This is a genomic window from Dactylosporangium sp. NPDC051087 (assembly GCF_055586325.1).
Window position 1 is genome coordinate 125,679 of sequence record NZ_JBVJIJ010000017.1, and the last position, 18,559, is coordinate 144,237.

Below are 18,559 nucleotides of genomic sequence, written 5' to 3' on the forward strand. Positions count from 1 at the left end.
GGCGCCACCTCCCGCCGCCACACCGCGGGCGGCGCCGTTGCACGGGCGGCTCCGCCCTGCAACGGCCGGCATCTCCGGCTTCTGCACCGCCTAGCGTGAGCAGCGGCACCTCCAACCGCGTTGACCGGTCCCGTCGCATCGGCGTCCGGGACCGTCCGCGGGCAGGGTGGGCTGTTGCCGGCTGGAGGGGGCGGCAACAGCCCACCTGACGCGCGGGCGGGTGCCGCCCATCGGACGGGTCAGATCAGGCAGACGTCGGTGCGCATGAGCCATGACGCGGTGGTGCGGGCCGACGGCGGCAGCGCGGGATCGCTCTGCACGGCGGCGAGCAGCGGGCGCTGACCGTCGGTGCCGATGCCGTGCACAATGCCCAGCACGATGCCTTCGGCCAGCTCCGACGGTTGCTGCCGCCAGGCGGCGACCTGGACGTCCAGGACCTTCCGCCAGGCCGCCGGCGACTGCCGACCGGCGCAGAACGGCGTGGCCCATGCCGCGGCGTGCCGTGCCACCGCAGGGAGGCCCGGCCAGATCAGGAGTTCCTGGATCAGCGGCCGGTGGATGTCGACGTTGAGCTGGGTGATGGTGCGCAGCGACGCGGCCAGCGGATAGGTCTGCCCGCGACCGGCGATGTCCGCGGTGATCTCCTCGAGGAGCGTCTGCGCCACGACCCGCTGATACGGGGAGGCCGCCAGCAGCATGCTCGCGACCATCCGCCGGTCCGGATTCGATCCGAACAGCGCCTCGCCGATGAGCTCCGCCAGGACCGCGTCGGCACCGTCGGAACCGGTCTCCAGGCGGCTCTGCGCCCGCGCGGCGATGCGGCGGCCGGCGGTCTGCGCCGGGTGCGGCTCGCCGCCCCCGGCCGGCCAGGTGTGGTGCGTGTCGGCGACCGCGGACAGGCTGCGATGCAGACTCTTGACGTTCGGCAGGCGACGGGCCAGCAGGCGGCCGACGTCGACCGCGAGCGGCGCCAGCGCGGGGTGCAGCGCGGGATCGCTGATCGTCGAGCTGAGACACGCGGCGAGCTGGAGCCACTCGTCGCCGCGGAAGTGGGCGAAGCTGACCTTCCGGATCGCGGCCAGGAGCGCCCCGTGCATGGCCCGGTCGCTGTCCGGGCGGGCTATCTGCCGCAGGACGTAGCGGTTCGCGGCCGCGTCCGCGGTGACGTCGAGCAGCGACAGCGGTTCGATGACCGCCGTCGTCGACGGATCCTCGGCGAACGCGATGCACGCGGCCACGGCGTGCGCGCGGGCGGCCGGGTGCTCCAGCAACCGGCTCATCGCCTCCAAGCGCTGCAGCCAGGCGCTGCTGACCGCGACCACGAGCTCACCGAGCAGGCGGTCCGCGAGATCGCGCCACAGGTGCCGCGGATAGAACTCGAGCTCCTGGCGGGCGGCGATCAACCCGGTCAGCCGTCCCCAGTCCGCGCCGGTCATGGTGCCGCCGCCGAACACCCGGTCGAGCAGCGCGGAGAGCCGCTGCCGATCGTCCTCGGTGGCGGCCCGCCGGCCGGTCTCCGCCAGCATCGACGCGCCTTCGACCCTGCCCACCGCGTCGACGAGCGTCATGAGCGAGTTGTCGGCCAGACCCAGCAGCCGCTCGTAACGCCGGACCGTCGCGCGGGTCACGGCGAGGTCGCCGGTCTCCCAGCGGGTCACCTGTGACGGGGAGAGCGGTCTGGTCGCGTCGGTGCGGAAAGCCCGGGCGAACCGGCGTCCGGAACGCAGCGTCTCGTCGTCGCCGAGCCTGCGGTTGACCCGCAGCAACCAGCCGACACGACGCGCCGCTCCAGCCGCCGCCACCGGTCAAACATGCCGAACGCCACCACCGCCGGTCAACAGCCGAGGTCTGCTGTCAGGCGTGGTCTTCCTCCCGCGCGTCCGCCGCGGCCCCGGCCTCGGCGACATCCGCCGATGTCAATGGCAGCCGGGTCGCGGCGACGGCGCCGGCGACCGCCACGACGGCCAGGACCGCGAACACGACGCCGAAGGCCAGGGTCGGCGACGACGCCAGCCCGGCCAGGACCGCGCCCGTCACCGCGACACCCGTCACCGCCGCCACCTGCCGGACGGCGCTGAACATTCCCGACGCCGCACCGGCCGCCGCCGCGTCCACAGCCGCCATCGCGGCGACCGACAGCGGCGACCAGGCCACGGCATTCGCGACCCCGAGCACCAAGGCCCCGAGCGCCATCCACCACGGGTGGACCTCCGCAACGACGACGAGTCCGATCAGCACCAGACTCGCCGCGAGCAACACCATCCCCACGATCGCCGGACGGCGCGGTCCCGCACGGTCCACCCACCGGCCGGCCGCGGGGGACAACACGGCCGCCACGACCGCGTCCGGGGCCATCACCAGGGCCGCCTCCATCGGCCCGAGGCCCCTGACGTCCTGCAGATACAGCATCGCCGGCAGCGCCATCGCGATGAAGGCCGTGCCAAGCGCCGCCATCGCGACGCTCGCCGCCCGGTACCCGGCCGAGCGGAACAGCCCCAACGGCGCCAGGGCGGCGGGGCCCATCCGCCGCTCGTGGAACGCGAAGACGGTCAGCAGCGCCGCGGCGCCGACGACAGCGGCGGCGATCGCGGGTGCCGGGACGTCCCGCCAGGAGAGCAGCGCCCAGACGAGCACACCGAGCCCGGCCGTGCTCGTGACCGCCCCCAGCGGGTCGAGCCGCGCGGCCCGCCCGGGGCTGCCGGGAATCCAGCGCAGCCCCATGAGCAGCGCGACACCGCACAGCGGGACATTGACCCAGAAGATCCACCGCCAGTCGAGGGTCGCCGTCAGCAGACCACCGAGGACCGGACCGAGGAGGGTGCCGGCCGCCGCGACGGAGCCCCACGCACCGAGCGCCCGCCCGCGCTCGTCGGCGGCGACGAGGCGGCGGATCAGCGTGAGCGGCTGCGGAGCCATCGCGGCCGCCGCGAGACCCTGCACGACCCGGAACAGCACGAGCCAGCCGACCGACGGCGCCAGCCCGCACAACGCCGAGGCCACCGCGAAGCCCGCCATCCCGGCCAGGAACACGCGCTTGGGGTCGTACCGGTCGCCGAGCCGCCCGGCGACGAGCAACGGGACCGAGAACGCCAGCAGATACCCGGCCGTCACCCAGAACAGCCCGGAGACGTCCGGCTGGAGATCGTCCTGGATGCGCGGGCTCGCGACCGCCACGATCGTCGTGTCGAGCAGGATGACGAAGAACCCCGCGAGCAGCGCCGCAAGTCCCGCCCACCTGTTCGCCACAACGATCCACCCGTTTCTGCGCAGCGGCTCCCCGCTTCCACCCCACTCTCAGCCGGGGCAGGCAGGTCCGGGCGACAAAATATCGACAATCCCGCCCGCAAGGCCAGCCGGGACGGCGGCGCGGGCCGGCGCCCGCGCCGCCGCGCCCATGGCGGTCAGGGGGTGAGCTGCAACGCCCGGCGATGGCTCGGCGGCATGGGCGGCGACCACTCGAGCTCCTCGCGCGGCCAGTGCTGCAGCTGCGCCCCGGCCTCGTACGTGCTCTGGGCGAAGTCCAGAATCGCCTGGCGCGGGTCGGCCGAGGCGCGGACGTCGTCGTAGCTGAGAATGAACTCGCCGAGGCCGGTGTCGAAACGCGCCGCCGCCGGCGCGATCGGCTGATCCTGGATCCCCGGCGGCGCCGGGTAGTTGTAGGCGAAGAAGACCGGCTGCTCGACGCGTTCGCCGTTGAGCCAGGTCCCGCCGGGCCAGAAGCCCACCGAGCTCTGCTCGGCGGTGTAGCTGAACCGGGTGATCGTGTCGGCGCCGGGCGGCGGGTCCGCGGGCCGGCCCGAGTACCGCGTGGTCGCCAGATCGAAGGAACCCCAGTAGAACTGGACCGGGCTGGCCTTGCCGGTGAAACGGGCCCGAAACTCGGCGAAGATCGCCTCGACCTGGCACAGCACGTGCCAGTAGCGCGTGGCCTGGGCGCCGTCGTAGGTGGCGTGCCGGTCGTCCTGGTCGAACGGGATCGGGTCCGGCACCTCCACCGGGCGTGGCCAGATCGGGACGTGCAGCTCGAGGTCGTCGAGCGCCGCCATGGTTTCGGCGTAGACGTCGCGGACCGGCCCGCCGAGCGGGACGGCACGCCGCCCCCCGTCGCTGGTCTCGACGCGGAACTGGTGCTCGAGCAGGTCGAGTTCCATCTGGAAGGTACGGGCACCGTACGGGATCGCCGCCGTCCGCAGCCCCCGGGCGGACAGTTCCAGGGCGACCTGCCACCAGTGGTTCGCCATCGGTCGCAACGCCAGCGAGACCTTTCCGGCGATCTGGGCGTACATGTGCAGCGTGTCGTACGTGGGCTCCCATGCATCGACCGGCAGCGCCGGCCAGCGCTGTTCCTGGTTGGTCATCTTCCGCCTCCAAGGTCACCGCCCGGGCAGGACGGTGCGCTCAGCACGTGTCATGTCCGGGGTGTGCTGCCCGGCTCGAATCCGATCATGCCGATCCGGCCGGGACGGCATACCTGCTAGCGGGTATCAACAGGTCCCGCTGGCGCCGAGGTCGTCCCCCAGCCGTACGAGAGACCGTGGTTACAGGAACGCACCACCCCCCTCGAAACCCCCCGCTTGAACAGGTGATCCCGATGACGACTTGCCGAGTTGAGCCGGTGCTGAGCATGGCACTGTTCGTCTCCGACGTCTCCGCGTCCACCGACCTGGACGACGCCACCGTCCGCGAGACCGTGCACCGCACGCTCGACCAGCTCGGACCGGACGAGTGCTACGCCCGGGCCGCGACGGTGTTCGGCGACCACCCCGAGATCGCCGCGAGCCGGATCCAGTGGGCGCGTGAGCTGTGCGCCCGCGCCATGACCCCCGCGCTCGCCGCCGCCTGACGAGCCGGCACCCGGCCCGGCGTTGCGAGGTGTAACGCGAACGGGAGCCGGAACGCCCTTAACAACCGGAGCTCGGAACCGTTCGGGCGTGGTTGGGGTGGATGTGTCAACGCTGTCATCCGGGGTGGCAGGTTTCGGGCGGCCGCGGCCGCGCGCCGGCACCACGGACGGGCCCGGCCGCACCGACGCGGTGGAGGAAGCGACGGCGGCACGTCCGCGATCGGTGTCAGGTGAGCTGGCCGCATCGGTGATCGCGGCGCAGCAGGGTGACGAGACGGCGTTCGCGGCGCTGTACCTGGCGGTCCAGCCCGGTCTGCTGCGGTACCTGCGGGCGCTGGTCGGCGACGACGCCGAGGACGTCGCCTCGGAGGCGTGGCTGCAGATCGCCCGCGACCTGCCCGGCATGCGTGACACCACCGGATTTCGCAGCTGGGCGGCGACCATCGCCCGGCACCGCGCCCTCGACCATCTGCGCCATCACCGCCGCCGGCCGGCCACGGCCACGCCGATCGAGGAGCTGGCCGAACTACCCGCCCGCCAGACCGACCCCGGCGACCAGGCCGTCGAGGCGATCTCCACCGACCAGGCGGTGTGGCGCTGATCGCCACCTTGCCCCGCGACCAGGCCGAAGCCGTCCTGCTCCGGGTGGTCATGGGCCTCGACGCCGAAGGCGCGGCCCGGGTCCTGGGCAAACGCGCCGGCGCGGTCCGGGTCGCGGCCCATCGGGGCCTGCGCCGCCTCGCCGCACTGCTCGACCAATGTCCCGATCATTCTGGCCGGCGGGGTGCGACACCCGGTCCGGCCCCGGCGCCGGAACCGGAACCGATGACATGAGCGTCCACCGCATCACCGCCGCCACCGCCGAGCGCCTGCTCGCCAGCGCCGGCGCCGACCGCGTCGATGACCGGCACCACCCGCTGGCCACCGTCCTCGCCGTCTCGGCCGGCCCGGCCCGGCCGGCCGAGCTCACCGGCCTGCGGCAGGCCGTGGCCGGGTTCCAGGCCGCGCAGCTGCGTCCTGCCGCACCGCCACCGAGTCAGCCGGTGACCAGAACGGCACTGGTCAAGCTGCTCACCGTCAAGGCCGCCGCGGTCGCCGTGCTCGCGGCCGGCGCCGGTGGGGTGGCCCTGGCCGCCGCCACCGGCGCCCTGCCCGACGCGCTGGACACCCACGCCGACCCCGCCGCATCACCCGGCGGCTCCCCCGCGCCGGCCCGCCCATCGGCGGCGGCAGGCCAGACCCCCTCGACAGCCGCCGACCCGTCACCGTCGCTGGCCGGGCTCTGCAACGCCTACACCGCCGGCGCCGATCACGGCAAGGCCCTCGACAATCCCGCCTTCCGCGCCCTGATCACCACCGCCGGCGGCAGGGACAAGGTCGACGCGTACTGCGCCAAGCTCCTCGCGGCCCCGGCCGACGGGACCGCCCGCCCCGGTGGCAGGCCCAGCGAACTCCCGACCGGCCCTTCCACCAGACGCCCGACCGGCGCACCCGGCAACCAGTCGACCGGCGGTCCCGCGAACCGTTCGACCGGCGGTCCCACCAACCGTCCCACCGGCGGTCCCGCCGACCATGCGACCGGCGGCCGCGCCGACCGTCCGACCGGGCGGCCCAGCCACTGAGTCAGAGTTGATCCAGGGGCAGTTGCGCGCACAGGCACGTGCCTTGACCGGGTGGGCTCTCGACGGTCATCTTCCCGCCGAGTGCCTCGACCCGGTCGGTGAGGCCGATGAGACCGGAACCGCGCTCCGGGTCGGCGCCGCCGACGCCGTCGTCGGTCACCGTCACCTGCAGGCACCCGTCGGCGACCGTCGCGCCGACCTGGATGGACGTGGCGTGGGCGTACTTGGCGGCGTTCGTGAGCGCCTCCGCGGCCACGTAGTACGCGGCCACCTCGACCGGCTCGGGAAGGCGGTCCGCCAGGCAGACCTCGAGGTGGACCGCGACCGGGGAGCGTCGGGCCAGGGCGGCGAGCGCCGGTCGCAGCCCGCCCTCGGTGAGGATCGCCGGGTGGACCCCGCGGGACAGCTCGCGCAGGTCGTTCACCGTGCCGGTGAGCCCGTCCACCACTCCGGACAGCTGGGACCGCAGGTCGGGCAGCTCCGCCGGTACGTCCGCCTCGGCCCGGCGGATGTCCAGCGCGAGCGAGATGAGGCGCTGCTGGACGCCGTCGTGCAGGTCCCGCTCGATCCGCCGGCGGGCCTGATCGGTGGCCAGCACGAAGCGGGCCCTCGACGCGACCAGGTCGGCGCGCGTCTGGGTGTTGGCGATGGCCGTGCCGATCAGGTCGGTGTAGTCCGTGAGGCGCGCCTCGGCGTCGGGCGGCGGCGGCGCGCTGCTGATCGTGGTGGCGATCACGACGCCCCAGAGGCGGCCCTCGACGTGGATCGGCGCGCCGACCGCCGCACGCACGCCCTGGTTGCGCAGGTGGACGGCGAGCGGCCCGGGTGCGTTGCCGTAGTCGTCGATCCGGGCGGCCCGGCCGGTGCTGAGCACCAGCGCGGCGACGTTGTGACCCTCCAGCGGGACCCGCCTGCCGACGGGCAGATCCATGTCGGGCCTGCCCCAGGCCGCGATGATGGTCGCGTCGCCCTCGGGCTCGTACCGCACGATGCGGCACGTCTCGGTGCCGGTGAGCCGCGCGATCTCCTCGACCACCGCGCCCAGCACCTCGTCCGGCGTCCTCCCCCGCGCGACGAGGGTGGCGATCCGCCGCAGGGCGGTCTGCGTGTCGACGAACTGCGCCACCTCGCGGTGACTGCGCTCCAGCGACTCGGCCATGATGTTGAACGACCGCTCGAGCTGGCCGATCTCGGCCTTGCCGGTCGCCGGCATCCGTGCGCTGAGGTCGCCGCCGGCGAGCCGGTCGGCCATGACGGCCCCCCGGCGGATGGGCTGGATCATGAGCCGGGACTGGTAGCCGGCCACCAGGGCGACGACGAGCACCGACCCGACCATGCCGGCGACGACCGCCATGATCTCCCGGTCGGCCATCGTGTCCGCCTGCCGGCCGCGTGCCCCGATGACGCCGAGCTCGCTCGTCCTGAGGTCGTCCAGCTCGACCCGGATCTCGTCGAGGCGGCGGTTGCCCTCCTGCAGCGTGGGCGTGTTCACCGCGGACCGGTCACCCCGCCTGGCCGCGTCCACTGCCGGGGCGGAGTAGTCCTGGACGAATGATCCGGTGAGCCGCGTGATCAGCTCCGCCTGGTCGCGCTGCTGCGGGGTCCGGGCGAGCTGCTCCAGACGGACGGTCGTGCCGGGCAGCGCGGCCTGGGATGCCTGCCATCGACCGAGAAAGGCCGGGTCGCCGCTGACCGCGAACTGCGTCTGCGCGGTCAGCGTGTCGGAGGAGAGCCGCTGGACCTGATCGGCGGTGTGGAAGACCTCCTCGGCGTGCCGGGACAGCCGGGCGGTCTCGCGCTGCTCGCTGATCGAGATGAGCAGAATCCCGAAGGCGCCGCCCACGAGGAGCAGCAGCGCGCCGGTAGCGAGGACCATCCGGCGGGTCAGCCCGCCCATCGCGCTGCTCATCGCGCTCCTCAGCGGGTAGCGACTCGGGTGACGACGCAGTGAAAAGCCGGCCACCACTCGACCGGAGATGCCCGGCGAACCCAGGCCCAACGGTACTCCCGGCGCGATGCCCCGACGGCAGCGTCAGCGCAGGCCCGGAGGCCGCCGGATCCCTTGCCGCGGCGGTGGTACGGCGGACGCCGGCGACACCGCCGATGGGGACGTGGCCGTCGCGGACGGCGCCCCTTCAGTCGCCGGCGAGCGCGTCGGCGAAGGCCGCGGCGAAGACGGGCCACGTCACGCGCGGCAGGCCCTGGCCGATGCCGGGCAGGGTGAGCAGGGTGGCGCCCGGGATCTCGCCGGCCAGGGCCACGCCGTTGCCGTGGGGGAAGAACGGGTCCTCGTCGCCGTGCACCACCAGGGTCGGTGCGGTGATCCCGCCGAGCCGCTCCCGCCAGCGCGGTGCGCAGTCGATCGCCGCGAACATGGTGCCGAGGTGGCTGGCCCGCTGCGCCTTCGCGGTGCGCGCCGCCCGGTCGAACACCGTTCCCGCGGCGGCCCGGACGTCCCGCTCGTCGTAGCCTCGCGAGCCCAGCAGCAGCCGCGCGGACCCGGCCATGTAGTCGACGACGCTGTCGCGGTCGGTCCAGTCCGGCGCCGGTCGGCCGAACAGCCGCGCCATCACCTCACCGTCGTGGTCGGGCAGGTCAGGATCGACCGGGCCGGGCGCGACCGGGCGGGTGGAGACCAGCGTCAGCGTCGCGACCCGGCCGGGGTGGTCGAGGGCGAGCAACTGCGCGACGAACCCGCCGGCCCCCGTCCCCACCACGTGCGCCGGGCCCAGGTCCAGGGCCGCCAGCAGCTGCGACGCGTCGGTGACGAGGTCACGCAACGTGTATCCGGGCGCGTCCGGGTCCACGAACGTCGACCGGCCGGTGTCGCGCAGGTCGTACCGCACCACGTGACGCCGCTCGGCCAGCGCCGCGCACAGCTCGTCCGGCCAGGTCAGCATCGAAATGCCGATCAGCAGCACCGGCGGGTCGCCCGCGTCGCCGAACGTCTCCACGCACAGCTCCACCCCGTTTGCCTCGACCATCATGTCCGCTTCCTTTCGTCGTCTCACCGTTGGTACGACGAAGCGCCCCGAAACTCATCGGCGGCGGCGCGCACCGGCACTGAATAGCTGACAGTCAATGAACGGACACACCATGTTCATCTTCGGCTACCCCTAGGCAATCCGGCGCTGTAAGTGTGGGCGCCGAAGTGCTCAATGAGCGACGACCCGGGCGCTTCGCACGAAATGCACGCGAAAGGCTGCGCCCAACGTGACCTCCGGCGATGCCGCCCGCGACCTCGGCGAACAGCGCGCCGCCCTGCACCGCTACGTCACCCGGCTCGTCGCCCCCGACCTGCACCAGGCCGAGGACATCGTCCAGGAGACCCTGCTGCGCGCATGGCAGCACGCCGACCGGCTCGACTGGGCCGAGCGGCCGATCCGGCAGTGGCTGTTCAGGATCGCGCGCAACCTCGTCGTCGACGCCTGGCGCAAGGACCGCAGCGTGCCGATCGGGATCGCGGCCGACCTGTTCCCCGAGCGGGCCGACCGCGGCGACCTGGCCGAGACCGTCGCCGACCGGCACCTGCTGATGCACGGGCTGCGGCAGCTGCCGGCCCAGCACCGCGAGGTCCTGGTGCACGTCCACCTGCTCGGCCGCGGCGGCGACGACACCGCGGCGGCCCTCGGCATCCCCGGCGGCACCGTGAAGTCCCGCACCCACCACGCGCTGCGGGCCATGCGCGTCGCCCTGAGGGAGGCGGCATGATCGCGTTCCTGTCGGCGCACCGCGGGCCGATCAGCGCCCTGCTCGGCGGCCTCGGCCTGCTCGTGCTCGCCCTCGTCCTGCTCCAGCGCGCCGTGCGGCGGGCCGGCGGCTGGCGGGTGGTGCGGCGCCGGTTCGCCCGCGAGGCGCGGCGGACGGCGGCGGCGTTCGGGCGGCCCGTCCGGCGCTGGTGGCGGTACCGGCGACGGCTCAAACTCCTCCGCGGACTGCTCGCCGACCCGCGGACCTGGACGACCGCCGAGGCGGCGCTGCGCGGCATCCCGCTGCCCGGCCGGCGGCAGCCCTACGCCGTGATCCTCGCCGGCGACGCCGTCGGCGTGTACTTCGCCGGGGCGCCCGGCGAGGTCCCCGACGGCTCGCCGTGGACCGCCGACGAGGACGACCCGCTGCTGTGGTGGACCCCTCCGAACGTCGACGCACCCGGCGACGCGACCGCTGTGCTGGTGGCGGCCGGCGTGGAGGACGCCCGCGGCGGCGTGGTGTTCCTCGACCTGGCCGCCGGCCCCGCCACCGTCGCCACGACCGGCGACGAGCGCACCGGCCGCGCGCTCGTGCAGTCGATCGCCGCCCAGCTCGAGGCCCGCCTGCCCGTCGGCGCGGTCACCATCGGCCCCGGCGTGCATCCCAGGTTCGAGGGCGAGCCGATCACGCCGGCCAGCGAGTTCCTCATCTGCGCGGGCGCACCCGCCGGCACGCGCCACGATCTGCGCACCGTCCGCATCGGCGGCGCCCAGGGCCACGCCAGGCTCCTCGCCGCCGACCGAACGGGACTCGTGCGACCGGCCGGCACCCCGCTCGTCCTCGACGTCACCGCGCTGCCGAGATCGGTCGTCCGCACGCTCGCGACGATCCCGCCCGCGCCCCGGCGCCCCGACACGGGCCCGCTCCTCGACGAGGACGCCTTCGTGGCCTCCCTCGACAACCCGTCGCCCCGGCCGCCGGCCCGGGCGACGACGCCGGCAGCGGTGCCGCCGCCAAGGGACGCGGCCGGCGCCGGGGAGCCGCCGGGGGACGCGGCCGGCGCCGGGGAGCCACCGGGGGACTCGGCCGGCGCCGGGGAGCCGCCGCCCATCCGGCCGGTCAGCGCCACCACGCCCGACGAGGACGAGTTCGACGAGCCGGAACGCCCCGCCGCCGGCGTGTCCGCGACAAGGGGGACACCGGCGTGAACCTCACGCTCACCACCGTCGACGGCATCGACGGGACGCGCCGCGACCACCTCGTCGACCTGCCCGGCGCCTGCACCGTGGCCGAGCTCAGCGCCGCCCTCGACCGGCCCGCCGGCGACGGCGGCCCGGCCAGGTTCCTGGCCGGCGCCGGTCCGGCCAGGAAGGTGTACCTCGACGGCGTCGAGGTGCCCCTCTCCGCGCCGGTGCACGGCTCCGGCATCCGGTCGGGAGCGGTGCTGGGTCTGGGCCGGCCCGTCCGGCGGCACCCGGTCCGGCCCGACCCGGCCGACGCCGGGCCGGTGCTCGTCGAGCTGCACGCGGTCTCCGGCCCGGCCGCCGGCCGGACGTGGCGGCTCACCCCGGGCAGCTGGGAGATCGGCACCGCCGGGCACTGCGCGATCAGCGTCGACGGCCCCGACGCGCCCACCGGCGGGCTCTGGGTGACGGTCTGCACCCAGGGGACCGTGACGTGGCACCGCGAGCCGGGCGACGACGGCGAGGTCAGACCGGCGGTCGTGGAGCCGCCGTACGCGTTCGACCCGGACACCGGCATCACCGTCGAGACCGCCGGGCGGCCATCCGTACCGGACGCGCAGAGCGACGACGAGCCCAGCCGGCGCTGGGCGCCCGGCACCGACCTTGCCGTCGGCCCGGTCCTGCTGAGGCTCGTCGCCCCGGTGGCGGCCGACGCCGCGGTCACCGACGCCGCCGACGGGATCAGCCTGGACTACAACCGGCCGCCGCGGATCGCGCCGCATCTGGACGCCGAGCGGGTGCGGCTGCCGAACCCGCCGACCAAGCCGCCGCGCCAACCCTTCCCGATGCTGATGCTCGTCGCCCCGATCGTGCTCGGCCTGGTCCTCGTCGGGGTGTTCCGCTCGTACTTCTACCTGGTCTTCATCCTGTTCACCCCGGTCATGGCGGTCACCAACTGGATGGTCGGCCGGCGCGGCAACCGCAAACAGCACGAGGACCAGTGGCGACGGTACCGGCTGCGGATGGACTCCCTGCAACGCGAGATCCACGGGGCGGTCCGGCAGGAGCGGCACGTGCGCTGCGTGACCGGACCCGATCCGGCGACGCTCGGCCTCGTCGCGACCGGCCCCGGGGTGCGGCTGTGGGAGCGGCGCCGGCGGGACCCCGACCACCTGCTGGTCCGGCTCGGCACCGCCGACCTGCCGTCCGTGAAGGAGATCGACGACCCGGGCCGCGACGAGAACCACCGCACGGTGCGCTGGAACATCCAGGACGTGCCGGTCGGCCTGGAGCTCGCCGAATACGGCGTCGTCGGCGTCGCCGGCCCGACCGCGCCGGTGCAGGCGCTGGCGCGGTGGTTCGTCGCGCAGAGCGCCGTCCTGCACAGCCCCCGGGACCTGCGGGTGGTGGTGCTCACCGAGCCGCAGCGCAGCGACGGCTGGGGCTGGGTCCGGTGGCTGCCGCACCTGCGGCCCGCCGGTGGGGGCGGCCCGATGGTCAGCGTCGGCAACGACCCGGAGAGCGTGGCCAACCGCGTCGCCGAGCTGGTCGCCCAGCTGCAGGCGCGGCAACGGGCACTCGGCTCGTCGCTGGGCAAGGCCATGTTCACCGACCCCGACGTGCTCGTCATCCTCGACGGCGCCCGCCAGCTGCGGGACGTCCCGGGCGTCGTGCAGCTGCTCACCGACGGTCCGCGGGTCCGCCTCTTCAGCATCTGCCTCGACGAGCAGGAGCGGCTCCTGCCGGAGGAGTGCACCGCCGTCGTCGTGGCCGCCGCGACGACCGTCACGCTGCGCCGCACCGGCAACGCCGACCTCACCGGCATCCGCGCCGACCTGGTCGACGCCGGCTGGTGCGAGTGGCTCGCCCGCGGCCTCACCCCGCTGCGCGACGTCAGCCCCGAGCACGACGCCGGGCTGCCCCGCGAGGTGCGGCTGCTGGAGCTGCTGGACCTCGAGCCGCCCGACCCCGCCGAGCTGCTGCGCCGGTGGGAGAAGCGGCCGGCCAGCACCACGTTCGTGCTCGGCCGCGGCTACGACGGGCCGCTCGCGCTGGACCTGGTCCGCGACGGGCCGCACGGGCTCGTCGCCGGCACCACCGGGTCCGGGAAGTCGGAGCTGCTGCAGGCGTTCGTGGCGGCGCTCGCCGCGGCGAACCGCCCAGACGAGCTGACCTTCGTCCTCGTCGACTACAAGGGCGGCAGCGCGTTCCGGGAGTGCGCCGACCTGCCGCACACCCTCGGCATGGTCACCGACCTCGACGCGCACCTCGTGCAGCGGGCGATGGACTCCCTCGGCGCCGAGCTGCGCCGCCGGGAGCGGATCCTCGCCGACGCCGAGTGCAAGGACCTGCCCGCGTACCGGGCGAAACGCGCCGCCGACCCGGCGCTGCCACGGCTGCCGCGGCTGCTGCTGGTGATCGACGAGTTCGCCACCCTCGTGCGCGAGGTGCCGGACTTCGTGCCCGGCCTGATCGGCATCGCGCAGCGCGGCCGGTCCCTCGGCATCCACCTGGTCCTCGCCACGCAACGGCCGGCCGGGGCGGTCACCCCCGACATCAAGGCCAACACCAACCTGCGGATCGCGCTGCGGGTCACCGACACGGTGGAGAGCCAGGACATCATCGACACCGGCGAGGCCGTCACCATCTCGCCCGGCAACCCGGGCCGGGCGCTGGTCCGCGCCGGGCACCGCACGACCGTGCCGTTCCAGGCCGCGTGGGTCGGCGCCGGCCGGCACCCCGAGGACGCCGCGCCGGCCGCCGCGGCGCCGCTGCGCACCGCGGAGCTGTCGTGGCAGCGGCTCGGCCGCCCCGTCGACCTGCCCGTCGCCGACGTCGACCCGCACGCCCCCGCCGCCCTCGTGCCGACGGACCTGCAGGTCTTCGTCGCCGCCGTGAACGAGGCCGCAGCCGGTCTCGCCGACCTGGTGCCGCAGCCGAGCCCATGGCTGCCGGCGCTGCACGAGCGGGCGCTGCTGGCGGAGCTGACCGTCCAGCGGGAGACAGCCGTGCACGAGAGCGTGCCGCCGCTGATCCCGTACGCGCTCGAAGACGTCCCGCAGCTCCAGCAGCGCCGGGTCGCGACCGTCGACCTCGGCACGTTCGGCCATCTCTACGTGATCGGCGCGCCGCGCTCCGGCCGGACCCAGGTGCTGCGGACCATCGCCGGCGCCGCCGCACAACGGACCAAGGTCCGCGACGTGCACCTCTACGGCATCGACGCCGCGGGCGGCGGCCTCACCGCCCTCGAGGCGCTGCCGCACTGCGGCGCGGTGGTGTCGCGGCACGACATGGAACGCCTCGAACGCCTCCTGCGCCGCCTGGCCCGCGAGCTCACCGAGCGGCAGGAGCGCTGCGCCGCGCTCAGCTGCGCCGGGCTCGTCGAGCTGCGCCGGCGGCTGCCCGCCGCGGAACGGCCGCCGCACATCCTGCTCCTCATCGACGGCTGGGACGCCCTCGCACCGGTCCTCGACGAGCACGACCAGGGCCGGCTCCTCGGCGACGTCACCCGGATCGTGCGGGAGGGCGCCGCCGCCGGCATCCACGTCGTCGCCACCTCCGAGCGGGCCCTGCTCGGCGGCCGGCTCGCCGCGCACAACGACCACAAGCTGCTGCTGCGCCAGGCCGACCGCAACGACTACCAGCTCGTCGGCATCCTGCCGAGCAAGGTCCCGGCGACGATCGTGCCCGGCCGCGGCTGGCACGTGCTGTCCCGCACCGAGACGCAGGTCGCGCTCCTGGACCCGGACCACAGCGGCCAGGCCCAGGCCGCCGCGCTGCGCAGGATCGGGGCCGCGGCCGGCACCCCCGGGCAGGACAGGCCGTTCACCGTCGCCGGCCTGCCCACGACCATCGCCTTCACCGACGCCTACGAGCAGGTCCCGGCGCCCCTGCGCCGCCCGATGTGGGGGCTGCTCGGCGTCGGCGGCGACGACGGCACCGCGGTCGGCGTCGACCTCGCCACCACGTCGGCCTTCTACGTCGGCGGCCCGCCCGGCACCGGCCGCAGCAACACCCTGGCCACCCTCGCCGTGTCGCTGCTGGCCGGCGGCACCGGCCTGATCGTGTTCACCCCGCGGGAGTCACCACTGCGCGCCCTCGCCCGGCACGCCCAGGTCCGCCTCTTCACCGACCCCGACCCGGGCAATGACGCCGTGCAGGCGGCGCTGACCGAGCTGCGCGGTCCGGCGGTGGTACTGGTCGACGACGCCGACCTGCTCACCACCCCCGCCGCCGACAAGGTACTCCGGGCCGTCGCCACCTCGGGCCGCGACCACGGCCAGTCCATCGTCTACGCCGGCGCCGCCGACGCCCTCTCGATCGGCCTGGGCGCCTGGCTCACCGCCGCCCGCCGGGCCCGCCGCGGCCTGCTCCTCGCCCCCAGGTCAGTCACCGAGGGCGACGCCATCGGCGCCCGCCTGACCTCCAGCCAGGTCCGCGGCGCCGCCCCGGTCGGCCGCGCGTACACCTCAGGCCCCGCCGGCACGGCGATCGCCGTCCAGGTCCCCCTGACCGTCCTCCGCGACTGAGGAGGTGTCTCGCCGCCGCGAGCCCGCGTCCCGCACCGTAGCAACGGGTCGCTACGGTCGACGACCGGTACTTCCCACGGAGAGGCGCAGACCGCATGAGCGATGGGCATCGAGAGCTGGCCGAACAGCTGAGCCGGGCCGCGCAGACCCGGTCGTGACGTTGCGCGACGTCGGGCTGGAGCCCGACTCGTACGATCTGCTGCGCACCGACACCCGGTTCGCCGACGTGGAGCGGCTCGCGCTGCACCACAACCAGCTCGGCGACAGCGGGACCGCGGCACTGGCGGCCAACCCCGCGTTGACCGCCGTGACGCACCTGGAGCTGGTCGGCAACGCGGTCGGCCACGACGGCATCCGCGCACTCACCAACAGCCCGCTGCGCACCACCGTGACCCGGCTCGACCTCAGCGGCAACCCGGTGACGCCGGAAGGCTTCGATGCACTGGCTGACGCGTCGCTGCCCGCCCTGCGGGAACTGGTACTGCGCAACGTACGCTGCGGCGGGCTGGGCGCACTGTTGCGCGCGGCGGCCCTCGACAGGCTCACCCTGCTCGACCTGTCCGAGAACGACATCGCCGACCACGACCGGGAGTACGCCGACTGGGGCGGCCCGGCGGTCTACACGATCCCGGCCGACGAGGTGTGCGTGGAACTGCGCCTGCGGCTGGGGTACCGCCTGGATCTGTGACGCCGGCGCCTACTCGGCGCAACCGGACGCCTCGGCGAGAACACGCAGCGCGTTGCGGCGCCCCAGGTCGGTGGGTTCGGCGGCGGCCCGCTCCCGCAGGAGGTCCACTGTGGATGGATCGGCGGGCCACCGGCGGACCAGTGCCTCCCACACGCCGACACGCACGGAACAGTCCGGGTCGGCGACGGCCCGCTCGCGCAGCATCGAGCGCACTCGCGGGTCGGCCGTCCAACCGGCGGCGAGGGTCTCCAGGCACGCGCGGCGCACCAGCGGCGACGGATCGTCGAGCGCGCGCTCGCGAACCAGCGCCACCACGCCGGGGCGGTCACGCCACAGGCCGGGACGGTACTCGTACAGCGGCGAATGCGTGGCCGACCCGGCGAGCACGTCGATCGCGCACCGGCGGACCTCCTCGGCCGGGTCCGCGACGGCGCACCGGCGCAGCACCGCTTCGGTGCCGGGCGCGTCGGGCCAGCCGTGGGCCAGCCAGTACGCCGCCTCGTGCCGCACCGCGCCGTGTCCGTCCTCGCGCACCCGCTCGCGCACGTGCGCGCCCGCCCGCGGCTGGCCCGGCCACAGCCGGGCCAGCGAGTTGACCACCTGCCGGCGCACGTTGTGGTCGGGGTCGGCCACGCCGCGCTCCAGCAGCCACGCAACGGTGCCCGGTTCGTCGCGCCAGCCGCTCGCGTACGCGGCGACGGCCTGGCGGCGAACGAAACCATCCGGGTCGTCGACCGCCCGGACCCGCACCAGGGGCCGGACCCGCGGATCAGCGGGACGCAACTGCGCGAGCTGGACGAGCGCGGTTCGCCGTAGCCGCCGCTCATCGGCACCGGTCGCCAGCGCGAACAGCCACTCGACCGTCTCCGGCTCCGCACGACCGCGGTGGGCGATGGTTTCGAGCATCGCGTCCCGGACGTCCCCGTCCGGATCGCCAAGGGCGCACTCGCGCAGCAACTCGCGGACGTCGGGGTCGGCGAGCCAGTCGCGAGCCAGGATGCTCAGCGCCCGGCGGCGATCCCACGGCTCCTCGGCCAGGAACGCCTCCTCGAGCAGGGCATCCCGCCGCGCGTGCGCGGCCTCGTCCGCATCGTCCACGTACATGAGGCTAATGGCCGCGCCACAGCCGCTCCCGGAACAACAACGGTCAGCGCCAGAACCACTTCTGGTTGTCCTGGCCGTTGCACCAGTACAGCTTGACGGGGCTGCCGGTGGTGGTGCGGCGCTCGATGACGTCGGCGCACTTGTCCGCGTTGACGTTGACGAGGTCGTTGGAGGCGTTGAGGCGCCATTGCTGGGCACGGTTGCCGCTGCAGTAGGCGACCTGGACGACGGTGTAGACGTCGGTGCCGGCCCAGGCGGCGTCCATGCAGAGGCTCACGGAGCGGATGGTGCCGTCGGGGAGGGTCTCCCAGTGCTGGGCGGCGGAGCCGTTGCAGGTGGCGATCACCAGGGCGGTGCCGTCCTTGCCCGCGGCGGCGCTGAGGCAGAGCCGGGACTGGACGCCGACGATCGCGCGACCGGGGATCGAGGGCGGCGGGGCGGCGGCCTTGGCGGTGGTCTTCGCCGGGGCAGCCGCGGTCGTGGTGACGCCCGCCTGGGCGCCGGTCGCCGTGCCGCCGGAGCCCGGACCGCCCGCACCCGACCCGCCGGCACCTGACCCGGCGGCACCCGCGCCGGAGCCCGAACCGCCTGAGCCGGCCCCCGGCCCGGCTGAGCCGTTGCCGCCCGAGCCGCCGGGGGGCGTGGGAGAGCTGGAGGCGGCAGGCCCGGCCGTGGGAGCGGGCGGCGTCGCAGAGGTCGAGGTCGCCGCCGCGGGGCGGGGAACAAAGCCCGGGGCGGCGGTGCGGCCGGCGTCAGCCGCGGGACCCGAGGGCAGGATGAACGGCAGGGCCGCCACGGCCAGTACCACACCCGACACCACGAACACGCGGGGCGCCGGGACGAAGCCGCGGCGGGGCACGGTGGGGCGGCGGGTGAAGGCGTCGGCGAACGGGGACATG

The 18,559-nt window shown here is 74.9% G+C and carries 15 protein-coding genes; 8 read left to right on the plus strand and 7 right to left on the minus strand.

The annotated features are described in order from the left end of the window. Nucleotides 1–239: 239 nt before the first annotated feature. The 3 genes from ACZ6TV_RS30620 to ACZ6TV_RS30630 form a co-directional block, all read right to left on the minus strand. A complete protein-coding gene (locus ACZ6TV_RS30620) occupies nucleotides 240–1,802 on the minus strand; it encodes a hypothetical protein (RefSeq protein WP_465300757.1) in 1,563 nt (520 codons plus the stop codon). Between the two features lie 52 nt (nucleotides 1,803–1,854). Next, nucleotides 1,855–3,246, minus strand: a complete 1,392-nt coding sequence (locus tag ACZ6TV_RS30625) for an MFS transporter (RefSeq protein WP_465300758.1) — start codon at nucleotides 3,244–3,246, stop codon at nucleotides 1,855–1,857. Between the two features lie 155 nt (nucleotides 3,247–3,401). After that, nucleotides 3,402–4,358, minus strand: coding sequence for a DUF5996 family protein (locus ACZ6TV_RS30630; RefSeq protein WP_465300759.1), 957 nt, complete (start codon nucleotides 4,356–4,358; stop codon nucleotides 3,402–3,404). A gap of 266 nt (nucleotides 4,359–4,624) precedes the next feature. Between ACZ6TV_RS30630 and ACZ6TV_RS30635 the strand changes: the two genes are divergently transcribed. From ACZ6TV_RS30635 to ACZ6TV_RS30650, 4 genes are all read left to right on the plus strand, one after another. Then, nucleotides 4,625–4,843, plus strand: a complete 219-nt coding sequence (locus tag ACZ6TV_RS30635; protein WP_465300760.1) for a hypothetical protein — start codon at nucleotides 4,625–4,627, stop codon at nucleotides 4,841–4,843. A gap of 223 nt (nucleotides 4,844–5,066) precedes the next feature. Then, the gene (locus tag ACZ6TV_RS30640; RefSeq protein WP_465300761.1) at nucleotides 5,067–5,444 is read left to right on the plus strand and encodes an RNA polymerase sigma factor; all 378 of its coding nucleotides are present in this window, start codon (nucleotides 5,067–5,069) and stop codon (nucleotides 5,442–5,444) included. After that, on the plus strand, nucleotides 5,435–5,677 hold the full coding sequence (locus tag ACZ6TV_RS30645; protein WP_465300762.1) for a sigma factor-like helix-turn-helix DNA-binding protein: 243 nt from the start codon (nucleotides 5,435–5,437) through the stop codon (nucleotides 5,675–5,677). The genes ACZ6TV_RS30640 and ACZ6TV_RS30645 overlap by 10 nt, the downstream gene beginning before the upstream one ends. Beyond that, nucleotides 5,674–6,465, plus strand: a complete 792-nt coding sequence (locus tag ACZ6TV_RS30650) for a hypothetical protein (RefSeq protein WP_465300763.1) — start codon at nucleotides 5,674–5,676, stop codon at nucleotides 6,463–6,465. The genes ACZ6TV_RS30645 and ACZ6TV_RS30650 overlap by 4 nt, the downstream gene beginning before the upstream one ends. Nucleotide 6,466: 1 nt before the next feature. Here the strand turns inward: ACZ6TV_RS30650 and ACZ6TV_RS30655 are convergent, their stop codons facing one another. Beyond that, complete coding sequence (locus ACZ6TV_RS30655; protein WP_465300764.1) at nucleotides 6,467–8,374, minus strand: GAF domain-containing protein; 1,908 nt, start codon at nucleotides 8,372–8,374, stop codon at nucleotides 6,467–6,469. Nucleotides 8,375–8,600: 226 nt separating this feature from the next. Beyond that, nucleotides 8,601–9,452, minus strand: coding sequence for an alpha/beta fold hydrolase (locus ACZ6TV_RS30660; protein WP_465300765.1), 852 nt, complete (start codon nucleotides 9,450–9,452; stop codon nucleotides 8,601–8,603). Between the two features lie 226 nt (nucleotides 9,453–9,678). Here ACZ6TV_RS30660 and ACZ6TV_RS30665 point away from each other — a divergent pair, with 226 nt between their 5' ends. From ACZ6TV_RS30665 to ACZ6TV_RS30680, 4 genes are all read left to right on the plus strand, one after another. After that, a complete protein-coding gene (locus tag ACZ6TV_RS30665) occupies nucleotides 9,679–10,176 on the plus strand; it encodes a sigma-70 family RNA polymerase sigma factor (protein WP_465300766.1) in 498 nt (165 codons plus the stop codon). Further along, nucleotides 10,173–11,363: a hypothetical protein gene (locus ACZ6TV_RS30670; RefSeq protein WP_465300767.1), complete on the plus strand. Its 1,191-nt coding sequence runs from the start codon at nucleotides 10,173–10,175 to the stop codon at nucleotides 11,361–11,363. The genes ACZ6TV_RS30665 and ACZ6TV_RS30670 overlap by 4 nt, the downstream gene beginning before the upstream one ends. Then, on the plus strand, nucleotides 11,360–15,868 hold the full coding sequence (locus ACZ6TV_RS30675) for an FtsK/SpoIIIE domain-containing protein (protein ID WP_465300768.1): 4,509 nt from the start codon (nucleotides 11,360–11,362) through the stop codon (nucleotides 15,866–15,868). Before ACZ6TV_RS30670 ends, ACZ6TV_RS30675 begins: the two co-directional genes overlap by 4 nt. Nucleotides 15,869–16,022: 154 nt before the next feature. Next, nucleotides 16,023–16,556: a hypothetical protein gene (locus ACZ6TV_RS30680; RefSeq protein ID WP_465300769.1), complete on the plus strand. Its 534-nt coding sequence runs from the start codon at nucleotides 16,023–16,025 to the stop codon at nucleotides 16,554–16,556. A 9-nt stretch (nucleotides 16,557–16,565) separates the two neighbouring features. Here ACZ6TV_RS30680 and ACZ6TV_RS30685 read toward each other — a convergent pair whose 3' ends face one another. Both ACZ6TV_RS30685 and ACZ6TV_RS30690 read right to left on the minus strand, forming a co-directional pair. Continuing rightward, nucleotides 16,566–17,654, minus strand: coding sequence for a HEAT repeat domain-containing protein (locus ACZ6TV_RS30685; protein ID WP_465300770.1), 1,089 nt, complete (start codon nucleotides 17,652–17,654; stop codon nucleotides 16,566–16,568). Between the two features lie 49 nt (nucleotides 17,655–17,703). Further along, nucleotides 17,704–18,558 (minus strand): ricin-type beta-trefoil lectin domain protein, encoded by an 855-nt coding sequence (locus tag ACZ6TV_RS30690; RefSeq protein WP_465300771.1) that lies wholly within the window; start codon nucleotides 18,556–18,558, stop codon nucleotides 17,704–17,706. Nucleotide 18,559 lies beyond the last annotated feature (1 nt).

Excerpts from the sequence above, each read along its gene's own strand:
- ACZ6TV_RS30670 (WP_465300767.1), top strand. The coding sequence starts at position 10,173 with ATGATCGCGTTCCTGTCGGCGCACCGCGGGCCGATCAGCGCCCTGCTC.
- ACZ6TV_RS30660 (WP_465300765.1), bottom strand. The coding sequence starts at position 9,452 with ATGATGGTCGAGGCAAACGGGGTGGAGCTGTGCGTGGAGACGTTCGGC.
- ACZ6TV_RS30635 (WP_465300760.1), top strand. The coding sequence starts at position 4,625 with ATGGCACTGTTCGTCTCCGACGTCTCCGCGTCCACCGACCTGGACGAC.
- ACZ6TV_RS30630 (WP_465300759.1), bottom strand. The coding sequence starts at position 4,358 with ATGACCAACCAGGAACAGCGCTGGCCGGCGCTGCCGGTCGATGCATGG.
- ACZ6TV_RS30690 (WP_465300771.1), bottom strand. The coding sequence starts at position 18,558 with ATGTCCCCGTTCGCCGACGCCTTCACCCGCCGCCCCACCGTGCCCCGC.
- ACZ6TV_RS30655 (WP_465300764.1), bottom strand. The coding sequence starts at position 8,374 with ATGAGCAGCGCGATGGGCGGGCTGACCCGCCGGATGGTCCTCGCTACC.
- ACZ6TV_RS30650 (WP_465300763.1), top strand. The coding sequence starts at position 5,674 with ATGAGCGTCCACCGCATCACCGCCGCCACCGCCGAGCGCCTGCTCGCC.